General features: G+C 72.9%; 20 protein-coding genes and 1 riboswitch. Of the genes, 11 read left to right on the plus strand and 9 right to left on the minus strand.

Annotated features, from left to right (window positions below):
• Positions 1–1184: hypothetical protein (locus tag AB0472_RS29400; protein ID WP_366360677.1), on the minus strand; the 1184-nt coding region annotated here is incomplete at its 3' end.
• Between the two features lie 10 nt (positions 1185–1194).
• Positions 1195–1369, minus strand: a riboswitch (cyclic di-AMP (ydaO/yuaA leader).
• 407 nt (positions 1370–1776) lie between these two features.
• On the opposite strand from AB0472_RS29400, the gene AB0472_RS29405 reads away from it, so the two are divergent.
• Positions 1777–3738, plus strand: coding sequence for a DUF1996 domain-containing protein (locus AB0472_RS29405; RefSeq protein WP_366360755.1), 1962 nt, complete (start codon positions 1777–1779; stop codon positions 3736–3738).
• 4 nt (positions 3739–3742) lie between these two features.
• On the opposite strand, the gene AB0472_RS29410 is transcribed toward AB0472_RS29405, so the two are convergent.
• The gene (locus tag AB0472_RS29410) at positions 3743–3928 is read right to left on the minus strand and encodes a lipoprotein (RefSeq protein ID WP_366360679.1); all 186 of its coding nucleotides are present in this window, start codon (positions 3926–3928) and stop codon (positions 3743–3745) included.
• A 164-nt stretch (positions 3929–4092) separates the two neighbouring features.
• On the opposite strand from AB0472_RS29410, the gene AB0472_RS29415 reads away from it, so the two are divergent.
• The 4 genes from AB0472_RS29415 to AB0472_RS29430 all read left to right on the plus strand — a co-directional run bounded on the left by AB0472_RS29415 (position 4093) and on the right by AB0472_RS29430 (position 8460).
• Positions 4093–5409 carry a lipase family protein gene (locus tag AB0472_RS29415; RefSeq protein WP_366360680.1) on the plus strand — a complete coding sequence of 439 codons (1317 nt, stop codon included), beginning with the start codon at positions 4093–4095 and terminating at the stop codon, positions 5407–5409.
• Between the two features lie 54 nt (positions 5410–5463).
• Positions 5464–5922, plus strand: coding sequence for an NAD(P)H-dependent oxidoreductase (locus AB0472_RS29420; protein ID WP_366360682.1), 459 nt, complete (start codon positions 5464–5466; stop codon positions 5920–5922).
• Positions 5923–6024: 102 nt separating this feature from the next.
• On the plus strand, positions 6025–8160 hold the full coding sequence (locus AB0472_RS29425) for a hypothetical protein (protein WP_366360684.1): 2136 nt from the start codon (positions 6025–6027) through the stop codon (positions 8158–8160).
• A 27-nt stretch (positions 8161–8187) separates the two neighbouring features.
• A complete protein-coding gene (locus AB0472_RS29430) occupies positions 8188–8460 on the plus strand; it encodes a hypothetical protein (RefSeq protein ID WP_366360686.1) in 273 nt (90 codons plus the stop codon).
• A gap of 134 nt (positions 8461–8594) precedes the next feature.
• Here the strand turns inward: AB0472_RS29430 and AB0472_RS29435 are convergent, their stop codons facing one another.
• Positions 8595–9275, minus strand: a complete 681-nt coding sequence (locus AB0472_RS29435; RefSeq protein WP_366360688.1) for an ATP-binding protein — start codon at positions 9273–9275, stop codon at positions 8595–8597.
• A 327-nt stretch (positions 9276–9602) separates the two neighbouring features.
• On the opposite strand from AB0472_RS29435, the gene AB0472_RS29440 reads away from it, so the two are divergent.
• From AB0472_RS29440 to AB0472_RS29450, 3 genes are all read left to right on the plus strand, one after another.
• Positions 9603–10478: a helix-turn-helix transcriptional regulator gene (locus tag AB0472_RS29440; RefSeq protein ID WP_366360690.1), complete on the plus strand. Its 876-nt coding sequence runs from the start codon at positions 9603–9605 to the stop codon at positions 10476–10478.
• A 1-nt stretch (position 10479) separates the two neighbouring features.
• Positions 10480–10716, plus strand: a complete 237-nt coding sequence (locus AB0472_RS29445; protein ID WP_177233215.1) for a DUF397 domain-containing protein — start codon at positions 10480–10482, stop codon at positions 10714–10716.
• Positions 10717–10838: 122 nt separating this feature from the next.
• On the plus strand, positions 10839–11654 hold the full coding sequence (locus tag AB0472_RS29450; RefSeq protein WP_366360692.1) for an SAM-dependent methyltransferase: 816 nt from the start codon (positions 10839–10841) through the stop codon (positions 11652–11654).
• A gap of 66 nt (positions 11655–11720) precedes the next feature.
• Here the strand turns inward: AB0472_RS29450 and AB0472_RS29455 are convergent, their stop codons facing one another.
• Complete coding sequence (locus AB0472_RS29455) at positions 11721–12506, minus strand: NPP1 family protein (protein WP_366360693.1); 786 nt, start codon at positions 12504–12506, stop codon at positions 11721–11723.
• A gap of 233 nt (positions 12507–12739) precedes the next feature.
• On the opposite strand from AB0472_RS29455, the gene AB0472_RS29460 reads away from it, so the two are divergent.
• On the plus strand, positions 12740–14410 hold the full coding sequence (locus AB0472_RS29460) for a carboxylesterase family protein (protein ID WP_366360695.1): 1671 nt from the start codon (positions 12740–12742) through the stop codon (positions 14408–14410).
• On the opposite strand, the gene AB0472_RS29465 is transcribed toward AB0472_RS29460, so the two are convergent.
• On the minus strand, positions 14390–15574 hold the full coding sequence (locus AB0472_RS29465; RefSeq protein WP_366360697.1) for a PP2C family protein-serine/threonine phosphatase: 1185 nt from the start codon (positions 15572–15574) through the stop codon (positions 14390–14392). The genes AB0472_RS29460 and AB0472_RS29465 overlap by 21 nt on opposite strands.
• A 134-nt stretch (positions 15575–15708) precedes the next feature.
• Entirely contained in the window at positions 15709–16698 is a 990-nt protein-coding gene (locus AB0472_RS29470; protein WP_366360699.1) for an aldo/keto reductase, read from the minus strand.
• A 150-nt stretch (positions 16699–16848) separates the two neighbouring features.
• On the opposite strand from AB0472_RS29470, the gene AB0472_RS29475 reads away from it, so the two are divergent.
• A complete protein-coding gene (locus AB0472_RS29475) occupies positions 16849–17784 on the plus strand; it encodes a LysR family transcriptional regulator (RefSeq protein WP_366360701.1) in 936 nt (311 codons plus the stop codon).
• 103 nt (positions 17785–17887) lie between these two features.
• Positions 17888–19051, plus strand: a complete 1164-nt coding sequence (locus tag AB0472_RS29480) for an NAD-dependent formate dehydrogenase (protein WP_366360703.1) — start codon at positions 17888–17890, stop codon at positions 19049–19051.
• A 6-nt stretch (positions 19052–19057) separates the two neighbouring features.
• Here AB0472_RS29480 and AB0472_RS29485 read toward each other — a convergent pair whose 3' ends face one another.
• The 3 genes from AB0472_RS29485 to AB0472_RS29495 all read right to left on the minus strand — a co-directional run bounded on the left by AB0472_RS29485 (position 19058) and on the right by AB0472_RS29495 (position 22163).
• Positions 19058–20284: a cytochrome P450 gene (locus AB0472_RS29485; protein WP_366360705.1), complete on the minus strand. Its 1227-nt coding sequence runs from the start codon at positions 20282–20284 to the stop codon at positions 19058–19060.
• 80 nt (positions 20285–20364) lie between these two features.
• Positions 20365–21573, minus strand: coding sequence for a cytochrome P450 (locus AB0472_RS29490; protein WP_366360707.1), 1209 nt, complete (start codon positions 21571–21573; stop codon positions 20365–20367).
• Positions 21570–22163 carry an ATP/GTP-binding protein gene (locus AB0472_RS29495; protein WP_366360757.1) on the minus strand — a complete coding sequence of 198 codons (594 nt, stop codon included), beginning with the start codon at positions 22161–22163 and terminating at the stop codon, positions 21570–21572. The genes AB0472_RS29490 and AB0472_RS29495 overlap by 4 nt, the downstream gene beginning before the upstream one ends.
• Positions 22164–22165: the final 2 nt, after the last annotated feature.

Genomic DNA, 22165 nt, shown 5'->3' on the forward strand with positions numbered 1-22165 from the left:
GTGGCCGTCGGGAAGGCGCCGGCGCTCATCATGGGGTCGGCCGTCGGGAAGACGCCGCCGCCCATCGCCGGGTCGGCCGTCGGGAAGACGCTGGTGCTCGCCATGGGATCGGCGGTCGGGAAGGCGCCCGCGTCGGCCGGGGCCGGCATCGGGAACGAGCCCGTGGCGCCCGGCGTCATGATGCGGAAGGAGCCGCTGTCCCCGGGGGCCGGAGCCTGGGGGACGCCCATGTCCATGACGGGTGCGCTCTGGTAGGGCCCGCCGGCCGAGCCGCCCGGGGTCATCACACGGAAGCCGCCGGCGTCCGCCGCGGCCCGGGTCGGGGCACTGTCGGCGCCCCCCGGGGTCATGATGCGGAAGGTACCGGTGTCCGACGGGGACACGATCGGGATGCCGCCCGTCTCGGTCACCGCCGGGAGCGCGCGGGTGGCGGCGGAGTCCGGCCGGCCGGAGCCGCTGCCGGTGCGCTGGTTCGGTATGCCGACGGCGGGGGCCTGCCACTGCTGCGCCGGGGCCTGGACCTCGGGCGCGGGCCAGGGGCCGGGCGACGGTGCGACGGCCTGGGAGACGGGGGCCGGGGCAGGAGCCACGTCGAGGGCGGCGATCGCGCGCTGCCCGGTGCGCTGGGACAGCGCCTCGCGCGCCTTGGCGAGCTTGAGCTGGTTCCTGGTCTTCGAGGCACCCGGCGTGGGCCGCTGCGCTCCGGCGGCGGGCAGCGCCCTGGGCGAACCCGAGGGCCCGGCGGGCGGTGCCGCGGCGGGCCCCGCCGTCAGTTCCAGCCTCGGGCGCGCCGGCAGCTCGCGGACGACCTCGATCTCGCTCTGCGCGGACGGCCCCGCGGTCAGCTCCAGCCGGGCCGGGCCGGAGTCCTCCAGCTGGCCGAGCAGGTCGGCGGCCATGGCGCTGAGGGGCCGCCGGGTACCGGGCCGGGCGGGCTGCCGGTCGGTGGGCAGCGCGGCCGGAACGCTCGGCCCCAGCTTCGAGCGCGCCCCTTCGAACCACTCCCGGGCGATGTTGTCGAGGCCCGGGTCGTCACGACGGGGCCGTTTGAACAGCGGGACGCCGCGTGAGCGCGAGCCCCCGCTCATCGCACGTGTGGCGTTGTAGTTCCCGGTGGCGTTCTCGGCCTGGTCGTAGAGGCTGTCGATCCGCTGTCGAACCTCGTCACGGCTCTCGGGCGCCATTGAGGGGTCGTGCTCCTTCCGTACTCCGCCTACCGGGTTAGCTGTCGGGTTCGGGCGGTCGAATCCGGAAGGCATGCCCTACGGCCCTTGTCCTGGCGGACGGCGGCCGATTCACCCCAGTGGTCGGTTGGGTCCCCGGCTCCGGATCAGCCCCTGCGGGGCACCGGACTCGGCGGAGGCCGCGCGGCCCGGCGGGATTCGCCGGGGGGAGCCGAACGGCTTGCCCGTCAACTTAGCCAACTTGTGTCACTCGTGTGAAGGTTGAAGTGGCTAATGTCCGATACGTAATTGTGATGTTCGTCTTGGTGTTCGGAACTCGACCGTACGGAACGGCATTTCGCGCGCATCCATTGCATTCGCAGGGTCACCGGGGCGTTGCCGTGGGTCGCGTTCGTCCTGCTCCGGTGCACGCGCTTGCTGTGAGGTCACCGTGAATTTGCGGGACTGTTGAACACAGTGGGGCCGTGGGCCGTATGGGGCGGGGGATTTCCATGCCCGGCCGCCCACGACACGCAGGGGAACGACCTTGAGACGCAACAGGCGCAGACGCCCTACCGGCGCACAGCGCGCGACCTTCGCAGCGGTCGCCCTGATGCTCGGCGGCGGAGGACTGGTCGCGGTGAACGTCTATGCCTCGGCCACCGAGAACGGTGACGGGCAGGGGCAGGTCGCCACCGGCCAGGTGCTGTCCGCGCCCACGATCTACTGCCCCGACGTCGGCAGCCGGCTGACGGCGGTTCCCGACGGCGCCCGGGCGGACGTCGATCGTGAACTCGCCCAGCTGGACCAGCAGATCGCCGCCGCCTACCAGCAACTCACCCGGTCGGCGGCCGAGATCGAGCAGAACCCCGGCTTCGCCGGCCAGGCGATCATCGACCCGCTGAAGGCGCAGCGGTCCGAGTCGCTGCAGCGCATCGCCGACGCCCTCGGCCGAGCGGGCGACCGTCCGCAGGGCCTCGACGACCTCGCGGCCTGCACCCTGCGCTCCTCGAACCAGGGCGGCGACGGGCAGTCGACGGCCCCCCAGGAGAGTGCCACGCCGAGCCAGAGCGCCCAGGGCAGCGCCGCGCCGAGCCAGGGTACCGGCGCCGGCGGCCAGGGCGGCAACGGCCCGGTCGCCGCCGACTACACGGACATCACCTCCGTCCAGCCCGACGTCACCACCCCCGCCGAGCGGTCCGGCGGCTCCACCGGCACCTTCTCCTCCAGCTGCGGCGTGAACGCGAACGGCCTGTTCAACTCGGACAACGTCATCGTCGCCCCCGGCGTCTCCAACGGCGCTCACCACTTCCACGACTACATCGGCAACCAGTCCAACAACGCCTTCGCCAGCGACCAGGACCTGGCGAACGCCCGGACCAGCTGTGCGGACCAGGGCGACAAGTCCACGTACTACTGGCCCGTGCTGCGGCTGCAGAACGGCAAGCAGGAGCGGGACGCCGACAAGCCGGGCGGCGGCACCGAGGGCAACGCGGGGCAGATCGTCACGGCGAAGGAGGTCACGCTGACCTTCGAGGGCAACCCGACCTCCAAGGTCACCGAGATGCCGCGGCTGCTGCGCATCATCACCGGCGACGCCAAGGCGTTCGTCAACGGTCCGGCCAACGCCAACGCCTCCTGGAGCTGCACCGGTTACGAGGACCGGCAGCTCAAGGACAAGTACCCGCTCTGCCCCTCCGGCAGTGACGTCGTGCGTACGTTCCGGTTCCAGAGCTGCTGGGACGGCCGGAACATCGACAGCGCCAACCACCGCACCCACGTGGCGTTCGAAGGCCCCGACGGCAGCTGCCCGGCCGGTTTCCAGGCCATTCCGCAGCTGGTGCAGCGCATCGTCTACGACGTGGCCGCGCCGAGCCTCCAGGACGGGGGCCGTACGGTCCCGCTGTTCGCGGTGGACTCGTTCCCCGAGCAGCTGCACAAGCCGGTCACCGACCACGGCGACTTCATCAACGTCTTCGACGAGGGCCTGATGCGGAAGATGGTCGACTGCATCAACTCCGGCCGCACGTGCGGCGCGGGCGCCGACGAGCAGCCGCCGTCCCAGAGCGCGGAGCCGTCCCGGCCGAGCGAGACCGCGAGCCCGGTCGAGCCGCCTGCCGAGACGCAGAGCGCCGAGCCGTCCGAGCCGGCGACCGAGCAGCCGTCGTCGGACCAGCCGTCGTCGGAGCCCCCCGCCGGCACCCCGGCCACGGAGGCCGCCACGCCCACCGCCCCTGGCTCCGGTTCCACCGGGCTGCCGAGGGTCTACGCGACTCCGTCGCCGAGGAAGACGTCGACCACCAAGTCGTCGGGTGGCGGTGTGATCAGCGAGCCGACGCAGCGGCCCGCCACCGAGGCGCCCGCCGGCAACGCCGCTGCCTCGCCGACCGGCACCGCGGTCGCCGCCCCGGCCGGCCAGGAGAGCCCGGCCACCGGTTCGCAGACCGGGCCCCAGACCGAGCCCCAGGGCGGTCTCGCCGAGACCGGCGCCCACCTGTGGCCCGCGGTCTTCGGTGGCCTGCTGCTGGTCTCCGGGGCCCTGCTCCTGTGGCGCACCAAGCGGTCCTCGTTCTGACCTGTCACCTGCTGCGCGGCGTGTCCTGGGCGGGCTCGAACGCGGGGAGCATCTCGTCGTGCTCCGCGCTGTCGAGCCCGCCCGGGTGCAGGACGACGGGGCCGTGCCGCGCGACCACGGCCGGCGCCGACTCCTTCGTGGTCCCGCCCGCCGGCCGGTCGCACCGGCCGCTCGCACCCGTCGTACGCATGTGCGTCCAGCGCCCGACTGTTGACGGAACGTCACATTACTGAACCGTAACCTGACGACTGCTACCGCCGGTAATGGACCGCTCGTTACCGTCGGGTAAACCGCACCCGCCCCGTCGGCCGCTCCGGGGACGTCCTCCGCACCCCCACGTCCAGGAGGTTCCCCATGCCTGTCCGCGTCCGCCTGCTGGCCACCGCCGTCGCCGTCGCCGCCTGCCTCGGTCTCCAGACCCTGCAGGCCACGGCCTCCCAGGCGGAGGTCTCCCGGGGCGTCACCATCCCCGCCTTCTACGACCCGCCGGCCACCCTGCCCACGGCCGACGGCGCCCTCGTCCGCACCGCGCCCCTCCCGCTGGCCCTGAGCCTGCCCAGCCTGTCCGGGCCGCTGCCGGGCACCGCGACCCGGCTGATGTACAGGTCCACGGACTCGGCGGGCGCCCCCGTCGCCGTCACCGGCGCCTACATCGAGCCCACCGCCCGCTGGCTCGGCCCCGGCGCCCGTCCGCTGGTCGCGCTGGCCCCCGGCACCATGGGGCAGGGCGACCAGTGCGCCGCCTCCATGGGCCTGCAGTACCCGCTGATCCTCAACGGCCGGACGGTGTCGGTCGGTTACGAGGACCTGGCGATCTACCGGCTGCTCGCCGAGGGCGTCGCGGTCGTCGTCACCGACTACGTGGGACTCGGCGCCACGGACCGGCTCCACACCTACGTCAACCGGCTCGACGGCGCCCACGCCGTGCTGGACGCCGTACGCGCCGCCCGGAACCTGCCCGGCGCCTCGGTCACCGCCGCCTCGCGGGTGGGCCTGTTCGGCTACAGCCAGGGCGGCGGCGCCACCGCCGCGGCCGCCGAGCTGCAGCCCGCCTACGCCCCGGACGTCACCCTCTCCGGCACCTACGCCGGGGCACCGCCCGCCGACCTCACCGCCGTCACCGCGGCCATCGACGGCAGTGACCTGGCGGGCGCCCTCGGCTGGGCGGTCAACGGCTTCGTGCAGGCCGATCCGGCGCTGAGGCCGATCGTCGACGCCCATCTGGGCACGGCGGGCCGGGCCGCCCTCGCCGACCTGTCGACGATGTGCGTCGGCGACGCGCTGCTCGCCTACGGGTCCCGGCACAGCACCGCCTGGACGAACGACGGCAGCTCCATCTCCGAGGTCATCGGCGAGGAGCCCGGCCTGCAGGCCTTCCTCGACGAACAGCGCATCGGACGGACGGCGCCCGCGAGTCCGGTCCGGCTGGCCACCGGCGTCAGCGACGACCTCGTCCCGCACGCGCAGGCCCGGCAGCTCGCCGTCGACTGGTGCGCCGAGGGCGCGGACGTCACCTACGTGCCGGTCGTCCTGCCGGACGCGGGCCGGGCCCTGCTGAACCACCTCGCACCCCTGCTCACCGACCAGGGCGACGCCGTCGGCTGGCTCACCGCCCGTCTCTCCGGCGTACCGGCCGGCTCCAACTGCTGGAGCATGCCCGTACAGCCCTGAGCGCCGGCCCGCCGCCGTTTGCCGCCGGCGGGCAGCGCACGGCAGGGTTCGGGTGTGCCCACCTTGCTGATCGTCCACCACACCCCCTCACCGCACTGCCAGGCCATGTTCGAGGCCGTGGTCTCCGGGGCGACCACCCCGGAGATCGAGGGCGTGCGGGTCGTGCGGCGGGCGGCGCTGTCCGCCACCGCCGCCGACGTGCTCGCGGCCGACGGATACCTCCTCGGCACCCCGGCCAACCTCGGCTACGTCTCCGGCGCCCTCAAGCATTTCTTCGACCAGATCTACTACCCGTGCCTGGACGAGACGCGCGGCCGCCCCTTCGGGGCCTACGTGCACGGCGGCAACGACGTCACCGGCGCCCTGCGCGCCCTCGACTCCATCACCACCGGCCTCGGCTGGCGCCGGGCGGCCGAACCGGTCACGGTCACCGGCGAGCCCCGCAAGGCCGACATCGAGGCGTGCTGGGAACTGGGCGCGACGGTCGCCGCCGGTCTCACCGGCGACGCCTGACCCGCCCGCCGTCGCCGGTCACCCGGACGGACGAAGGTGCGGGCGCCGGAGCCAGGGCACACGATGGGAGCAGGCCATGTCGTCGATCCCAGGGAGCGCCGGATGGCACCGGAGCGCCGTGCCTGCGGGCCGACCGCGGCGGAGATGCTGCGGGAGTGCGCCCGTGACGTGGCCGCCGTCGCCGAGGGCATCCGCGAGGTCTCGGCACGGACCAGCTCCGTCCTGTTCGCCCCGGCGCTGACGGGTTCCGCCCGACGCCGCCCGCGCACCGGCCTGGCCGTGCGCTGGACGCTGCTGCGGACGCTCACCAACAGGCAGGGCCTCGGCGGCTCGGCGATCGTCGCGCCGGACGGCGTCGGCCACCTGATCGGCGCGGCGGGGGAGGCGCTCGGCCGGGCGAGCCTGGCCCAGCTGGCGGCGGTCACCTCGCTGCGGCTGCGGATCGCCGCCGTACTCCTCGACCACCCCGAGTTCGGGCGCGACCCGGGCATGCGCCGGCTGGCGGACGCGGTCACCGCCGACCGCGACCCCGAGGCGGCCGTCGGCGCGCTGCGGGCCCTCTTCAAGGACCGGGACGCCCAGCGCTCGCTGTCCGCGCTCGCCCCGGTCCTCGCCGAACTCCTCACCGTCCGGGGCCTGCTGGACGAGGACCCGCTGAGCGACGAGACCGCCTGGGCGCTGGCCGCGGGCCGGGAGCTGACGGCCGGCCCGGTCCGCGGCCCGGACGTCTCCCACCTCGCCGGCCCGGACCGGGGCGCGGGCACCGCCCAGGCCGTCGAACCGTCCGCCCAGGAGGCCGGGTCCCTCGCCACCGAGGGCTCCTTCCTCGGCTTCCTGCGCAACATCGACGTGCTCGCCGGCGACGCCCGCGTCCTCCTCCAGGAGGTGCGCGGCCCCGACGGCGTGCTCCGCTACGTCGTCCAGGCACCCGGCACCGCCCCCGGCCGCCCCCGCGACGACGCCCCGCAGGACCTCACCGGTGCCTGGCGCAACCTGTTCCTGACCGACTCGCCGTACGCCCGCTCGATCCTGCTGGCGATCAGGGACCACGGCATCCCGCGCGGCGCCGACCTCGCGCTGGTCGGGCACGGCGAGGGCGGCATCGCGCTGCTGAACCTCGCGCAGGACGACGAGTTCTGCCGCGCCTACCGGGTCACCCACGTGGCCGTCGTCGGCGCGCAGACCGACGACCGCCGACCCGCCGACCCGCGCACCTGGGTGGCCGGCATCACCAACCGGCACGACATCGTCCCGGTCCTGGACGGCCCCGGCGCCCCGCACCCCAACCGGTACCGGATCGACTACCCCGGACCCACTCGTGAGTTCCCGCGCTGCCACCTGCTCCGCGTGTACATCGACGACCTGGAGACGGTGATCCCGCAGGTCCGGGCCGACGTCGACCGCGCCCTCGCCCGCTACCGGGGCCCGGTCGAACGCACCCGCGTCTACCGGCTCAGGGACCGCGGCCGCCCGCCCGAGGGCTACCCCTTCCTGGCCGTGCCCACCGCCGGTCTCGCCACCTCGGCGGGCCCGGTCGACGTGCCGGTGCGCTACTACGACTCCTCCGCCGCGCACCTGTGCTTCCCGGTCGACACCGACGTGGCCCGCAGTCTGCTGCCTGACGTTGCCTGGATGGTCCCCACCCGGCTCGGCCGCCGCGCCCTCGCCGTGCTCTCCCTCTACGACCACCGCTGCAGCACCATCGGCCCCTACACGGAGCTCGGCCTGTCGGTGCTGGTCGACGACCTGTGGCGGCCGCGCGCGTACGACCTCGCCGCCGACCTGCTGCGCCGTGCCGACCTGCGCCGCACCGGACGGTACGTGGTCGCGCTCGCCGTCGGCACGGAGGAGGCGCGGGCGGTGGCCGAGGAGCTCTGGGGCCAGCCTGCCGTGCGCGGCACCGCCGACGTCGAGCTGCAGGGGCGGGAACTGCGCGTGCACGCGCCCGAGCTGGGAGTCTCGGTGGAGGGCCGCCCGGGTCCGGGCGCCCGCTGTCCGGAGGCGGACTGGGTGCTCTACGGGCGCCGGGGCCAGAGCACCGTGCGCACCCTGGTCCGCGCCCACGGCAGGCCGCGCGTCCATGCCCGTCCTCGGCTGCGGTTGCGGCTCGACGGCGCCCACGGGCCGCTCGCCCGGCACCTGCAGATCCTCGAACTCGACGCCGTGCGGCCGGGGTTCGTCCTGACCAGTCCCCGGTTCGTGGCCCGCAGAAGCGCCGGCGCGGTGCTGCCGCGCTAGGCATCCCTCCGAGTACAGGTGAACCTCATGGCGACCGAATCCCGTCCCGCCACCGCCGCCCCGGAACTCCTCGCGTACGTGGACGGCCTGCGCGTCGACGCGGACCGGATGGACGGGTACGCCGAGCGGCTGCGCGCCGCGGCCGAACGGCTGGACGGCTGCGCCGGGGCGCCGGAGTGGAGCGGCGCCGCCCTGGAGCGGCAGGCGACGGCCTGTGTGACCGCTGCGGTGCAACTGCGGTCGGCCGCGGCCGCGTTGCTGGCCCACGTGGTGGAGCGTACGGCGGTGCCCGGCCGGTGAGACGGTGCGGCCGGGACGGACGTGTCCCGGCCGGAGCGGTGCGGGGCCGACGGCCTCAGCCGGCCGGGGCGGTGTGGGGTTGTTCCGGGCCGGGTTTGGGGCGGGTGCGGGTCCAGGACGGGTCGGCGGCGAATTCAGGAGTGGGGGGACGGTCCATGGGGCGGGGGGTCTCCTGGAGTGTGGGGGGTGGTGAGCGGTGCGTCCGGTCCCGTCGACAGCTCGGCCCAGACGACGCGGGCGGCGGGCCGCCCTTCCGGCGCGGCCGTGACGCCCCAGTCGAGACTGAGCGCGTCGACCAGGAACAGACCGCGCCCGTTCTGCTCGTCGGGCTTGGCCCGCCGGGGCGCCGGGAGCGCGATGCCCCCGCTGTTCTGGTCCTCGACCTCGATGCGGATCCGGTCGGCGCCGGCGTGCACCCGGCAGACGATCCGCCGGCCGGCCGAGTGCACGATCGCGTTGGTGACGAGTTCCGAGGTCACCAGGACCGCGTTGTCGAGGGCCTCCTCGCCCACGCCCCACGAGCCGAGCAGCTCGCCCACGCTGCGGCGGGCGTTGCCCACGGCGCGTGGGGTCGGCGCCAGGTCGAAGACCCGGCTGCGCAGGGCGGGACGGTCCCCGGAGGCGAACCGGTCGAGGCCTTGCGGCCCAGGGAGTCGACCGAGGCGTTCGCCTCCGGGTGGTCTGGGGACGTCCGTCGCGTCCGACGGGCGGTACGGGCCCTCGGCGGCGGCGGCCGCCAGGGCAGGCCGGGGCAGGCCGGGTATGTGGTCCTCGGGCAGTCGGTCGAGCGGCTGGGGGAGAGAGGGCGGGGCCATCGCCGTGCGCCTTTCGTCCGGCTTCGCAGCGTGGGGGCTGATCGGTCGCGTCCGTCCCGGGCCACGCGGGGGCAGACGACGACCCGTGCCTGGGCGGCGCCGGGCCGCAGCTCAGTCTCCCCCAACTGGACTGCTTCGCCTGCTCCTTGGTCGGCCGGAGCAGTGACTCCACTCTGGCATCTGCCAACATCGCCTCGCAACCAGCAAGTTGAAAATTGCAAGAAGCGAAGTGCATGCTGCTCCCGGCAGGAAGTGATCGAACGCGTACGTGAACGATCACGAGTACGTGAGACGGTGACCCTGGAACCTGGTGCGAGGGGGTAGGGCGTGACCTCGGAGACCGACTGGGGCGGAGCCCCTTCCGTCCTGCGCATGATCCTCGGCCGGCAGCTCGAGGAGATGCGGACCCGGGCCGGCCTGACCTACGAGCAGGCGGCCGCCGCGATCGGGGTCAGCCACTCCACGATCCGTCGGATGGAGGCCGCCAAGGTGGCCCGGCTCCGGCTGGCCGACGCCGAGAAACTGCTGCAGGTGTACGGCGTGACGGACCGCCAGGAGGTCGACACCTTCCTGCAGTCGGTGCGCGAGGCCAACAAGCGCGGCTGGTGGCACACCTACCGGGATGTGATGCCGGACTGGTTCGCCGCCTATCTGAGCCTGGAACAGGCGGCGTTGCAGATCCGTGCCTACGAGAACCAGTTCGTGCACGGCCTGTTGCAGACCCGCGCGTACGCCGCCGCCCTGCTCGGCGCCGGCAACCCGCACGCGCCGGGCGAGGCGACCGAGCGCATGGTGGCGCTGCGCATGCGCCGGCAGGAGCTGATCACCCGGCCGGCCCCGCCACGGCTGTGGGTCGTGATGGACGAGACCGTGCTGCGCTGGCCGGTCGGCGGCGCCGGGGTGATGCGCGCCCAGATCGACCATCTCGTCGAGATCAACCGGCTCCCCAACGTCACCTTGCAGATCATGCCGTTCGCCAACGGCCCGCACCCCGCCATGCGTGCGGGTGCGTACCACCTCTTCCGGTTCAAGGCCCCCGAGCTGCCGGACATCGTCTATCTCAACGGCCTGGTGGGCGCTGTCTACCTGGACAAGAGCGACGACGTCGTGGTCTATCGCGAGGCCCTGGACCGGCTGGGCGCGCAGGCGACGCCCGCCAGAAAGACCGAGGCCATCCTCGGTGCGATTCGCAAGGAGCTCTGACGTGCACCACCCCATACGCAACGGCATCCCGTCCCGGCAACTCGGCGCGCGCGGCTGGTCCAAGCCGTGGAGCGACGACGCCGGCGGCGCCTGCGTCGAAGTGAAGAAGCTCGCCGACGGCCGGGTCGCGGTACGCCAGTCGACCGACCCCGACGGGCCGGCGCTGGTCTTCACACCGCGTGAGATGACGAGTTTCCTGTCCGGAGTGAAGGCGGGTGACGCCGACTTCCTGATGTGATCGGTTCTTCCGGAACTTCCTTGCTATAGCTGATCGTTCACCCAACCCCCCGCATCCCACGCAGCACAGCGCAGCCCCCGAACACCCCCCCCGCATCCCTCACCTGAATGGGAGACACGGCGTTGCCCGACAACGGATGGCCGGCCGACCGCATCGACACCGAGAACGCGCACTCCGCGCGGATCTACGACTACATCCTGGGCGGCAAGGACTACTACCCCGCCGACCAGGAGGCGGGCGACGCGATGTCAAGGGAGTGGCCCGCGCTCCCGATCCACATGCGCGCCAACCGCGACTGGATGAACCGCGCCGTGCGCTGGCTCGCCGAGGAGGCGGGGATGCGCCAGTTCCTGGACGTCGGGACCGGCATCCCCACCTCCCCCAACCTCCACGAGATAGCCCAGGCGGTCTCCCCGGACTCCCGGGTCGTCTACGTGGACAACGACCCCATCGTCCTCACCCTGTCCCAGGGCCTGCTCTCCAGCACCCCCGAGGGCCGGACGGCGTACATCGAGGCCGACTTCCGCGACCTGACGGACCTCTTCGAGGCCCCCGAGCTGCGCGAGACCCTCGACCTGGACAAGCCGGTCGCCCTCACGGTGATCGCCATCGTCCACTTCATGCTCGACGCGGACGACGCGGTGGGCGTCGTACGACGGCTCCTGGAGCCGCTGCCGTCGGGCAGCTACCTGGCGATGTCCATCGGCACCGCCGAGTTCGCGCCCGACGAGGTGGGCCGGGTCGCCCGCGAGTACGCGGCCCGCAACATGCCGATGCGGTTGCGCACCATCGACGAGGCCCGCCAGTTCTTCGAGGGCCTGGAGCTGGTCGAGCCGGGCATCGTCCAGGTGCACAAGTGGCACCCGGACGGCACCGGCGAGCAGGGCATCCGCGACGAGGACATCGCGATGTACGGAGCGGTGGCCCGCAAGCCGTAGCACGGGCTCCGTGCCGGGGCCCGGCTCACCTTCCCGGCCCCGGCACGGTCGTTCCGTGAGGCTGACTCAGGCGTTCGGGTCGAACGAGATCCCGGACGGCATGGAGTACCCCAGGTTGGCGTTGAACGAGCCGTCCTTGATCTTGATGGTGGCGTCGCCGAAGTCCGCGTTCATCAGCTTGTCCCGGTAGCCGGCCGGATAGCCGTCCCAGCCCACCAGGCGCGGGAAGAACCAGCCGCCGGTCACGTTCTCCGGCGGGTCGTCGTCGGAGTTGGCAAACCGGAAGTCGTGGGTGGACAGGCCGTCCTTGTGGTACACGATCTTCGGGTGCGTGCCGTCGAACCGGATCGCCGAGGCCGGCTGGACCAGGTAGCTGCTGTGCTGGGAGACCGAGACGTACTGCACCTGGTTGTTCTGGATCCACACGATGACGTGTTCCCAGTCGTGCCGGTGCCCGATGGCCAGCGGCCCGTACGTCGCCTGGTCCTTCTCGAAGTAGCTGGCGTACATCACCGCGCACCAGCCGTTGTTGCACTTCTCGCGCGAGTACGTGTTGGCGTTGGCGAGCTGCGCGTAGTCGTGGCAGTGGCCGTTGACGTCGCCGCCGAGCGAGAGACCGGGGTTGATGGTGCCGTCGGCGCCGATGGCCGCGGTGGCGTAGCAGCCGTCGCCGTCGTAGTCGTAGGCCGGGGAGAACGTCTGCTCCAGGCCGTCCGCGTTCTGCGGCAGCAGTGTCAGGACCGAGGCGTGCGCGGTGGCGGGCACGGCGACGACCAGCGCGAGCGCGCCGAGGGCGGCGGCGAGGGCCTTGCGGAGCGGCCGTCTGCGGGTGGGGGGTTGCAGTTCGGTCATGGGGACTCCCTGTCGGTGAAAGGCGAAGCGGAGTCTCGCAGTCAGTTCCCCCCGAAGACCACCCTCACGACTTAACTTTGACCCAAAGACAATTGAACAACTCGCCCAACTCGGCTGCTGTCGGACGCTGTTGACCTGCTGTGAGTCTCCCGGATGCGGTTGCCGCCAGGCGTGCCCGGGGTCAGGCTGCTCGTCGGTCCTTCCGCCCCCCACCGCCCGAGAGGCGACCCCCCGTGAGCGACACAGACATGCCGTCCGCCAGGCCGAACCGGCCGAACCGGCTGAACCGGCTGAACCGGCGCGGCTTCCTCGGCGCCGCCGCCGTGGCCGGCCTGCTCGGCACGCTGCCCACACCGGCCGCGGCCAGGACCACGGCCGCCACCGCCGTGTCCACCGAGTCCGGCCAGGTCACCGGAGTCCAGGGCGGCCTGCGCGGCGTCACCGTGTACAAGGGCATCCCGTACGCCGCCACCACCGCCGGCACCAACCGCTGGCGCCCGCCGCAGCCGGCCCCCGCCTGGGACGGGGTCCGCGCCGCCGACTCCTGGGGTCCGGCCTGCCCGCAGCCGGTCACGGGCATCCCCGGCGACCGGCTGCCCGAGTTCGGCGAGGACTGCCTGAACCTCAACATCTGGACGGCGGCCACCGGTTCGGCGGACAGCCGCCCGGTCCTGGTCTGGCTGTACGGCGGCGACCGGGCCCTGTGGTCGGGCCAGGAGATCTACAACGGCTCGCTGCTCGCCGCCAAGGGCGTGGTCGTCGTCACCCCCGACCACCGCGTCGGCCCGCTCGGCGGTCTCGCCCACCCCGAGCTGACCGCCGAGTCCGCGTACGGCGGCTCCGGCAACTGGGGGATCCTGGACGTCGTCGCGGCGCTGGGATGGGTCCGGCGGAACATCGCCGCCTTCGGCGGCGACCCGGACCGGGTCACCCTGGCGGGCTGGGCCGGGGGCGCGTCGATCGTGCACATCCTGCTCGCGTCCCGGCAGGCCAGGGGCCTCTACCACCGCGCGCTGCTGTCCTCGGGCGTCCGGTACACGAAGGACCCGGCGCTCGCCGCCGGGCCCGGCCGCTACCGGACCCTGTCCGCCGCCGAGGCGGGCGGCACCGACTTCGCCGCCCGGCTGGGCGCCCCCGATCTCGCCGGCCTGCGGGCGCTGGACGCCGACGACATCGTCAGCACCGCCGACGCCGCCGCCGACTTCGGCCACGTCCTCGACGGGCACGTGCTGCCCGACACCTACACCGCCGTCCTGAAGGCCTGCGCCGAGACCGACGTACCCGTGCTCACCGGCGTCTGCAAGGACGCGAACGGTGCCTCGCCCGACCTGAAGCTGACCCTCGGCGCGTTCCAGGCCTACGCCCGCTCCGAGTTCGGGCCGCTGGGGCTCGCGGACACCTTCCTGGACCTGTACCCGGCGGACAGCGACGCGGCCGCCGCCCAGCAGTACAGCGCCTACGCCCGCGACGAGGAACGCGTCTCCGCCTTCCTGTGGGCGGCCCAGTTCAAGGACACGGCCGCCGACTCCAGCTCCGTCCACACCTACTTCTGGACCCGCGTCCCGCCCGGGTACGACGACACCAACCCGGTCATCGGCACCGCCGCGACCGGCGCCTTCGAGGGATCGGACGTGTACTACCTGCTCGGCCACCTCTACAACACCGACCGCCCCTGGACCTCCGGGGACTACGACACCGCCGACACCACCGCCTCCTACGTCGCCCGCTTCGCCGCCACCGGCGACCCGAACGGAGGCTCCCTCACCACCTGGCCCGCCCTCGCCACCGACACCCCGCAGACCATGGAACTCGGCGGGAACCCCGGCACCGTCGCCGTGGCCGACAGCGATGCCAAGCTCGCCTTCCTCAAGACGTACCTTGAGTCACAGCCCACGGAGTTCTGAGGCGTGCGCGGCCGCCGCGCCGCCGTGCCGGAGGACCTTGTGGTGACGGTGGCGCACGATCGGGGTACGGTGCAGGGCGATCAGGGCCGCGTCGTCGCCGAGATGGCCGCCGGCGTGGGCCAGCAGATCGCGGCGGACATGATGGATCAGCGCCTCGGGCGAGCAGTCCGTCCACTGGGTGACCCGGTCCGCGAGCGAGTAGAAGCGACGCTGTGCGTCCCGTGCCTCGATCACGCCGTCGGTGTACAGCAGCAGGGTGTCGCCCGGCTCGAAGGAGAACACGTCCACCGTGTGCTCCGTCGCCCGCGTGCCGTGCACGCCCAGTGGCGGCGACGGGTGCAGGCTCGGGACGGTGACCGCGTGCCCCGGGCTCAGCAGCAGGGGCGGCGGATGCCCGCAGCTGGTCATCCGGGTGACCGGGTCCTGGTCCGGGATCTCGATGAGCAGGGCGGTCGCGAACCGCTCGCCCGCCTCCTCGGGCGGGTCCCGGTCCGCCGCGTACCGGGCCACGCTCTGCTCCAGGACGACGGCCAGCTCCGGCAGGGTGATGTCCCGGTGGGCGGACTCCCGGAAGGCCCCGAGCAGCAGTGCCGCCTCGCCGATCGCGGACAGCCCCTTGCCCCGGACGTCGCCGATCAGCACCCTGACCTGGCCCTCGGAACGGGTGACGGCATACAGGTCGCCGCCGATCTGCGCCTCGTCCTCGGCGGCCAGGTACAGCGAGGCGATCCGCAGCGGTCCGGTCTGCTCGGGCAACGGCCACATCAGCACGTGCTGCGCGGCCTCGGCGATCGAGCGCACCTGGGCCAGCTGGGCGCGGCGCCGCTCGCGGACCGCGCAGTAGACCACCACGATCACCGAGAGCATCGTGAGGGTGACGATCTGCACGATGTGGTTCACCGAGCCCAGCCCGCCGTGGAAGACGGCGATCACCACCTGGGCGGCCACCGCGAGCGCCCCCACGAACGCGGTCGTCCGGGGTCCGGCGAACGACGGGGTGAGCGCGGGCGCGATGACCAGGGTGGGGCCCAGATGGACGTCGGGCGGCGAACGGATGGCCGCCACCGTGATCACCACGATGAGCAGCACCGGGAGCAGCAGCAGCGCGTGCGACGACTGCCACGACCGCCGCAGCCCTGGCACACACCCCTGCAGCTTGCCCATGGCACCAGCGTGCGCCACCGCCGGGGGACCGGCCACCGCGCGCGTTCCGCGGGAAGTGCCGCGACGTGTCGACCTTCGGCTGCGGCGCCGTGGTGGCTGGTCGCGCAGTTCCTCGTGCGCCCTCGGGGCGCTGCTCAGAGGTTCACGGACCGCATCCCGGCCTCGTCGTAGCGCTCGCCCGCCGCCCGCGGTACCTCGGCCTCGATCCGGGCCAGGTCCTCCTTGGTGAGCTCCACGTCGACCGCGCCCGCGTTCTGCTCCAGGTAGCCGACCCGCTTGGTGCCCGGGATCGGGACGATGTCGTCGCCCTGGGCCAGCACCCAGGCGAGGGCCAGCTGGGCCGGGGTCACGTCCTTCTCCGCGGCGATCTCCTTCACCTTGGCGGCCAGCCGCAGGTTCGCCTCCAGGTTGTCGCCGGTGAAGCGGGGGCCGGTGCGCCGCCAGTCGTTCGCGTCGAGGTCCTCCGGCGAGGAGAACCGCCCGGCCAGGAAGCCGCGGCCCAGCGGCGAGTACGGGACGAACCCGATGCCGAGCTCCCGGCAGGCGGGCAGCACCTCGTCCTCGGGGTCCCGGGTCCACAGCGAGTACTCGGTCTGCACGGCCGCGATCGGGTGCACCGCGTCGGCGCGCCGGATCGTCTCGGCGCTCGCCTCGCTCAGCCCGATGTGCCGCACCTTGCCCTCGGCGACCAGCTCGGCCAGCGCCCCCACGGTCTCCTCGATCGGCACGTTCGGGTCGACGCGGTGCTGGTAGTACAGGTCGATGTAGTCGGTGCCGAGCCGCTCCAGCGAGCCGTGGACCGAGCTGCGGACGTGCTCGGCCGAGCCGTCCTGCGGGCCGATGCTGCTCATGTCGCCGGGGACGGCGTGGTCCATCCGGTAGTTGAACTTCGTGGCGATCACGTACTCGTCCCGGTGCCCCCGGACCGCCTCGCCGACCAGGGACTCGTTGGTGAGCGGTCCGTAGAGCTGCGCGGTGTCGAGGAAGGTGACCCCGAGTTCCCGCGCGCGGTGGATGGTCCGCACCCCCTCGCCCTCGTCGGCGGTGCCGTAGAAGGCGGACATGCCCATGCACCCGAGGCCGATGCTGCTCACCTGAAGATCCCGCAGATTCCGCTGTCGCATGTGACTCCCAGCCTTTCCCGCTGACGTGCTTTCCTTCTGGACGCTACGACTTCAAGAGCACTCCAAGTCAAACGGGCGACCGCCGATCCGGTACACCTGGACCCGAGCCCGTACCCCGTACCCCTCGCCGGGACCGCCCGCGGAGGCCGCATGCTGCTGCGCCAGCTCGAATACCTCGTCGCGCTCGCCCGGGAGCGGCACTTCGCCCGGGCGGCCGCCGCCTGCCATGTCTCGCAGCCTTCCCTGTCCGCCGCGATACGGCGGCTCGAACACGAACTCGACGTGCTGATCGTGCGCCGGGGCCGCCGCTACGAGGGTCTCACCCCCGAGGGCGAGGTCGTGCTGGCCTGGGCGCACCGCATCCTCGCCGAGGGCGACGCGCTCCGTCAGGAGCTGTCGGTACTGCGCGACGGCCTCACCGGCACCCTGCGCCTCGGCATCGTCCCCACCGCGGTCCCCGTCGCCGCCCTCCTCACCGGCCCCTTCTGCGACCGGCATCCGCGCGCCCGGGTGGCGATGGAGTCCCTGTCCTCCGCCGACATCCGGCGCGGCCTCGCCGAGTTCGAACTGGACGCGGCCATGACCTACCTGGACGACGACGAACTGCGCCGGGTCCGCCGCTTCCCGCTCTACGAGGAGCGGTACGTCCTGCTCACCCCACTCGCCGGTCCCCTCGGCGGCGCGGCCACGGCCACCTGGTCGCAGGCCGCCGCCCTCCCGCTGTGCCTGCTCGGGCAGCGAATGCGCAACCGGCGGATCATCGACGACTGCTTCGCCGCCGACGGCGCCGCCCCCGTCCCGGCCGTCGAGTCCGACAGCGTGGCCGGCCTGTACGCCCACCTCCCCGGCGGCCGCTGGTCCAGCGTGATCTCGCACGCCTGGCTGCACATGTTCGGCGTCCCCGAGGGCATGCGCGTGGTCCCGCTGGAGGGCCCGGCGCACGGCCCCCGGGTCGGACTCGTCGTCGCCCGCAGCGAACCCCGGTCCGTGCTCGCCCAGGCCCTGGTGAAGGTCGCCCGGGAGGCCGGCCTCAGGGATGCCCTCGACAGCCGCCTGCACGCCGTCCTGGACGGCGGCGACCGGTGATAGGCGCGGCCTATCACCGGATAGCGACGTTCGCTTTGACCTGCGTACTTACCCCCGAGGATCGTGGGATGCACCATCCGCAAGGAGTTGAGGAGCCGCCATCATGGCCAAGGTGCTCTGCGTCCTGTACGACGACCCGACCGACGGATACCCGAAGAGCTACGCCCGCGACGACATCCCCGTCATCGACCATTACCCGGGCGGCCAGACCACCCCCACTCCCGAGGCGGTCGACTTCACCCCCGGCCACCTGCTGGGCAGCGTCTCCGGCGAACTCGGCCTGCGCTCCTTCCTGGAGAAGGCAGGCCACACCCTCGTCGTCACCTCCGACAAGGACGGCGCGGGCTCGGTCTTCGACCGTGAGCTGGCCGACGCGGACGTCGTGATCTCGCAGCCGTTCTGGCCGGCGTACCTGACCCCCGAGCGCATCGCCGCCGCGCCGAACCTGAAGCTGGCGGTCACCGCCGGCATCGGCTCCGACCACGTCGACCTCGACGCCGCGATCGCGCACGGGGTGACGGTCGCCGAGGTGACGTACTGCAACAGCATCAGCGTCGCCGAGCACGTGGTGATGATGATCCTCGGGCTGGTCCGCAACTACCTGCCCTCGCACCGGGTGGTGCTCGACGGCGGCTGGAACGTCGCCGACTGCGTGAGCCGGTCCTACGACCTGGAGGGCATGCACGTCGGGACCGTCGCCGCCGGCCGGATCGGCACCGCGGTGCTGCGCCGCCTGGCGCCCTTCGACGTCAAGCTGCACTACACCGACCGCACCCGGCTGCCCGAGTCCGTCGAGCGCGAGCTGAACCTGACCTTCCACGAGAGCGCGGCCGCCATGGCCCCGCACTGCGACGTGGTCACCATCAACGCGCCCCTGCACCCGGAGACCGAGGGCCTGTTCGGCGACGAACTGCTGGGCACGATGAAGCGCGGCGCCTACCTCATCAACACCGCCCGGGCCCTGATCGTCGACCGGGACGCCGTCGACCGGGCGCTGCGCAGCGGGCAGCTGGCCGGCTACGCGGGCGACGTCTGGTACCCGCAGCCCGCGCCCGCCGACCACCCCTGGCGCACCATGCCGCACCAGGGGATGACCCCGCACATCTCCGGCTCCAGCCTCTCCGCGCAGGCCCGCTACGCGGCCGGCACCCGGGAGATCCTGGAGTCCTGGCTGGCCGGCCGGCCCATCCGCGACGAGTACCTGATCGTCGACGGCGGCAGGCTGGCCGGCACCGGAGCCAAGTCGTACTCCGTGCACACCCGCTAGGGGCCCCTAGGGGTTCAGCCGGACCGGCAGCTCGAAGAGGTCGTTCTGGGTGACCACCGGCTTGTTGCGCAGCTCGGACGCCGGTACCGCCAGCTCCAGGCCGGGGAAACGGTCGTACAGCGCGGGCAGCGCCACGCCCGCCTCCAGCCGGGAGAGCGCGGCACCCGGGCAGACGTGCGGGCCGTGCCCGAAGGAGATGTGCCGGTTCGGCGACTCCCGGGTGACGTCGAACTCCCCGGCGCTCGGCCCGTGCGCGTTCTCGTCGCGGCCGAGCGCGGCGTACGACACGATCAGCGCGTCGCCCGCCGGGAGCACCTTGTCGCCGACCGGCACGTCCTCGGTGGCGAACCGGATCAGCACGTGCGAGGTCGGGGTGGACCAGCGCAGCGTCTCCTCGACCACCGCCGGCCAGTCCACCTCGCCCGACAGCACCCTGGCGCGCTGCTCGGGGTGGGTGGAGAGGTTGACCACCGCGTTGACGATCAGGGAGATCGTGGTCTCGTGACCGGCGGCCACCATCAGCTGGAGGGTGGAGACGATCTCCTCGTCGGTGAGGTGGTCGCCGTCCTCGGAGGCCAGGATCAGCGCGCTGGTCAGGTCGTCGCCGGGCTCGGCCCGCTTGGCGGCGACCGTCGCCGCCATGATCCCCGCCAGCTCGGTCAGGGTCGCGACGACCTCCGCGGGCGGCGTCTGGGTCGAGAAGAACTTCTCGAACAGCACCTTCAGACGCGGCAGTTCGGCCTCGTCGATGCCCATCAGGTCGGCGACCACGAACATCGGCAGCGGGTAGGCGAAGGCCGCCTTGAGGTCGACCGTCTCCTGGTCCGCCGGGAGGCCGTCGAGCAGGTCCTGGGTGAGCTTCTGGATCCGCTCGCGCATCTGCTCGACCCGGCGCGGGGTGAGCGCCTGCGCGACCAGCGTGCGCATCCTGCGGTGGTCGGCGCCGTCCACGGTCAGCATCGAACGGCCGGGGTTGGCGAGCCCGATCAGCGGCCAGTCCGGCGCGATCTCCCCGCGCTGCCAGGCACCCCAGACGTTGATGTCCTTGACCAGACGGGGATCGGTGAGCAGCGCCTTCGCCTCGGCGTGGTGCGTGACGGCCCACACGGGCACCCCGCCGGGCAGATCCACGGCGGCGAGCGGACCGGCGGCGCGCAGCCGAGCGCTCTCGCCGTCGAGGTCGGTGACGAAGGGGTCGAGGGCGATCCGGGCTTGTTCGGTACCGGTCGTCATCGTGACGTGCCTCCCAGGGCAGGGTCGGGTAACTGCGCCATTCGGTGTGCTGCGCCTGTCTGTCGATGCAGGGGTGCGGATCAGAGGGCGGGGACGGGCGTGAACCTGACGGGCAGCTCGGTCAGCCCCCGCAGCCAGGGCGAGGGCCGGCGGGTGAGGGATTCGGCGGGCACCGCGAGGTCGACGTCCGGGAGCCGGTCCAGGACGACCTCGATGCCGGTCCGCGCGACCACCTCCGCGACCTCCTGGGCGGGGAACGGGCAGCGGTGCTCGCCGTGCCCGAAGGAGAAGTGCGCGTAGTTGCCGCCGGTCAGCGCGGAGGCGTCGGTGCGCACCTGCGGATCGGAGTTGGCGCCCTGGAAGCTGAGGATCAGCAGGTCGCCGGCGCGGATCCGGCGGCCGCCCAGCTGTGTGTCCCGGGAGGCCCAGCGGCCCGCGATGTTCTGGCTGGGGGTGTCCTCCCACAGCACCTCGTTCATCGCCTCGGCGACGCTGTTGCGCCCGCCGAACAGCGAGGCGGCGAACCGGTCGTCGGTGAGCATCAGCCGCAGCGAGTTGCCGATCCAGTCGGCGGTCGGCTGGTGCCCGGCCGCCATCATGACCATCAGGTCCTGCATGATCTCTTCGTCGGTGAAGCCGCTCTGGTCCTGGAGCATCCGCGACACCACGTCGTCGGCCGGGGCCGCCTTCCGGTCGGCCAGCAACTGCGCCATGGACGAGCCCAGATGCTGCTGCCCGGCGAGCGCCCGCTCCCGCCCGTCGATCATGTCGTTGAGGGCGGTGACCAGGCCGGGCCCCTCCTCGTCGGCGAAGCCGTAGAGCCGGGCCAGCACCCGCACCGGCAGCAGCATCGCGTACTGGCCGATCAGGTCCGCCTCGCCGCTCGTGCACAGCGCGTCGATCAGCTCGTCCGCGAACCGCTCGGCGTGGCCGCGCAGTTCGAACGGGTTGACCGCCTCCAGCGCGTCGCTGATCATCCCGGCCCGCTCGCGGTGCCGCTCGCCGACCGTGTAGAGGATCGACGGCTGCTTGCGGCCGATCATCGGCAGCAGCGGCCAGTCGTCGGGGATCATGTCCCACTGGTTCCACAGCTCCGAGTCCCGGCTGAACAGCACCGGGTCCCCGGTCACCTGGTGCAGCTCGCGGTAGCCGACCACCAGCCAGGCGGGCACGTCCCCGTCCAGCACGACGGGGGTCACGGGACCGTGGTCGCGCCGGATCTCGCGGTACAGACGCGCCGGTTCGGTCTGGAACCGGGGGCCGCCGAGCGGCACGGCTTCGGGGGTCACACGAACTCCTGTCGGGGCAGGTCCGCCGGTGCGGACGGGCCGGCGTACCGGTTCTTGACGTGCTGGACGAGCGTGATCAGCACCTGCTTGCCGGACTCGCGGGACCGGGCGTCGCAGTCGACCAGCGGGACGTGCGGGTCCAGGTCGAGGGCGTGCCGGACGTCCCGGGGCGTGTGCACGGGGCCGCCGAAGTCGTTGCAGGCCACGATGAACGGGGTGCCGTGCTTCTCCAGCCGGTCGATGGCGTACCAGGAGTCGCCGATCCGCCGGGTGTCGACGAGCACCACCGCGCCGAGGGTGCCGGAGAACAGCCGGTCCCACAGGAACCAGAACCGCTCCTGGCCCGGCGCCCCGAACAGGTACAGCACGTTGCGGGCGTCCAGGGTGATCCGGCCGAAGTCGAAGGCGACGGTGGTCGCGGACTTGCCGCGGACCTCACGGATGTCGTCGACCGCCTCGCCGGCCTGGGTCATCGTCTCCTCGGTGTTGAGGGGGCGTATCTCGCTGACCGAGCGGACCAGGGTGGTCTTGCCGACGCCGAAGCCGCCCACGACCACGATCTTGAAACCGTGGTCGGCGGAGGCACCCAACG

The sequence above is a fragment of the Streptomyces sp. NPDC086777 genome (assembly GCF_040702065.1).
Lineage (GTDB): Bacteria > Actinomycetota > Actinomycetes > Streptomycetales > Streptomycetaceae > Streptomyces.

Coding starts and splice junctions, on each gene's coding strand:
- AB0472_RS29405 (WP_366360755.1), top strand. CDS start 1,777: ATGCTCGGCGGCGGAGGACTGGTCGCGGTGAACGTCTATGCCTCGGCC.
- AB0472_RS29410 (WP_366360679.1), bottom strand. CDS start 3,928: ATGCGTACGACGGGTGCGAGCGGCCGGTGCGACCGGCCGGCGGGCGGG.
- AB0472_RS29415 (WP_366360680.1), top strand. CDS start 4,093: ATGCCTGTCCGCGTCCGCCTGCTGGCCACCGCCGTCGCCGTCGCCGCC.
- AB0472_RS29425 (WP_366360684.1), top strand. CDS start 6,025: ATGGCACCGGAGCGCCGTGCCTGCGGGCCGACCGCGGCGGAGATGCTG.
- AB0472_RS29430 (WP_366360686.1), top strand. CDS start 8,188: ATGGCGACCGAATCCCGTCCCGCCACCGCCGCCCCGGAACTCCTCGCG.
- AB0472_RS29435 (WP_366360688.1), bottom strand. CDS start 9,275: ATGGCCCCGCCCTCTCTCCCCCAGCCGCTCGACCGACTGCCCGAGGAC.
- AB0472_RS29455 (WP_366360693.1), bottom strand. CDS start 12,506: ATGACCGAACTGCAACCCCCCACCCGCAGACGGCCGCTCCGCAAGGCC.
- AB0472_RS29465 (WP_366360697.1), bottom strand. CDS start 15,574: ATGGGCAAGCTGCAGGGGTGTGTGCCAGGGCTGCGGCGGTCGTGGCAG.
- AB0472_RS29470 (WP_366360699.1), bottom strand. CDS start 16,698: ATGCGACAGCGGAATCTGCGGGATCTTCAGGTGAGCAGCATCGGCCTC.
- AB0472_RS29475 (WP_366360701.1), top strand. CDS start 16,849: ATGCTGCTGCGCCAGCTCGAATACCTCGTCGCGCTCGCCCGGGAGCGG.
- AB0472_RS29480 (WP_366360703.1), top strand. CDS start 17,888: ATGGCCAAGGTGCTCTGCGTCCTGTACGACGACCCGACCGACGGATAC.
- AB0472_RS29485 (WP_366360705.1), bottom strand. CDS start 20,284: ATGACGACCGGTACCGAACAAGCCCGGATCGCCCTCGACCCCTTCGTC.